Genomic DNA, 1,193 nt, shown 5'->3' on the forward strand with positions numbered 1-1,193 from the left:
GGCCGGCAGGGCTCCACCGGCCGGCACGTCACGCGGATGCTGCTGGAGCGCGGCCGGGCCGTACGGGCGTTCGTGCGCGCCGACGACGCGCGGGCCGCCGAGCTGCGCGCGATGGGCGCCGACGTGGTCGTCGGCGACCTGCGGGAGATCACGTCGGTGATCCCGGCCGTACGAGGCGTGCGCCGGGCGTTCTTCACCTACCCGGTGACGGGCGGGATGCTCGACGCCACGGCCGTCTTCGCCGCGGCGGCGCGGCAGGAGGGGCTCGAACGGGTCGTCGACGTGTCACAGCTCGCCGCCGACCCGGGCGCCGGCACTCCTCACATGCGCCGGCACTGGGTGTCGGAGCAGGTCCTCGACCGGGCCGGCGTCGGCGCGGTCCACCTGCGGGCGGCCGTCTTCTTCGAGAACCTGGCCGTGCTCGCGGACGCGAGCGACGGGCGCACGCTCGAGCTCCCGTTCGGATCCGCCGAGACCACGCTGCCGCTGATCGCGGGGACCGACGTCGCACGCGTGGCCACGGGCCTGCTCACCGGGCCGGACGGTGAGGCGGACCCGGTCTGCCGCCTGACCGGCGAGGTCATGACCATCGGCGAGGCCGCGCGGACCTTCGGGCTGGTGTACGCCGACCAGGACCCGCGGCGATGGCGGCAGCGGGCGGCGGCACTGTACGGGGACGCCACGGTGGTGGAGCACCTGTCCCATCTGTGGGAGCTCTTCCGCGCCATCGGCGGCGGCCACGAGCTCTACCAGGTGACCGAGGCCATCGAGCGCATCGGCGGCCGCCCGCCACGGACCCTCCGCGACTTCACCGCGACCCGCCCCCGGCCGATCCCCCGGTGAGCGACGGGCGTGCGGGCCTCGTCCGTACGGCCGGTCAGGCAGTGGCGGCGACGGCCTGGTCCGCGGCGCGGTAGCGGCCCGGCGCGACGCCGAAGTGCCGCTTGAAGGCGTGGGCGAAGGCGTACGGCGAGCCGTAGCCGACGCGCCGGGCGATCTCGGGAAGTGACAGGTCGGAGTCGCGGAGCAGCCGCGCCGCCATGGCCATGCGCCACCACGCCAGGTACGCCATCGGAGACTGCCCGGTCAGCGACGTGAACCGCCGGGCCAGGGTCGCGCGGGACAGGCCGACGGTGGCGGCCAGGTCCTGGAGCCGCCACGGCCGGGCCGGATCGGCGTGGAGGGCCTCGAGC

The 1,193-nt window shown here is 75.9% G+C and carries 2 protein-coding genes; one reads left to right on the forward strand and one right to left on the reverse strand.

Annotated features, from left to right (window positions below):
* A partial coding sequence (locus ACFFNX_RS50500; protein WP_378213629.1) for an NAD(P)H-binding protein occupies positions 1 to 843 on the forward strand: 843 nt, incomplete at its 5' end.
* 34 nt (positions 844 to 877) lie between these two features.
* Here ACFFNX_RS50500 and ACFFNX_RS50505 read toward each other — a convergent pair.
* Positions 878 to 1,193: helix-turn-helix transcriptional regulator (locus ACFFNX_RS50505; RefSeq protein WP_378213630.1), on the reverse strand; the 316-nt coding region annotated here is incomplete at its 5' end.

The organism is Actinoallomurus acaciae (genome assembly GCF_042429965.1).
GTDB classification, from domain to species: domain Bacteria; phylum Actinomycetota; class Actinomycetes; order Streptosporangiales; family Streptosporangiaceae; genus Actinoallomurus; species Actinoallomurus acaciae.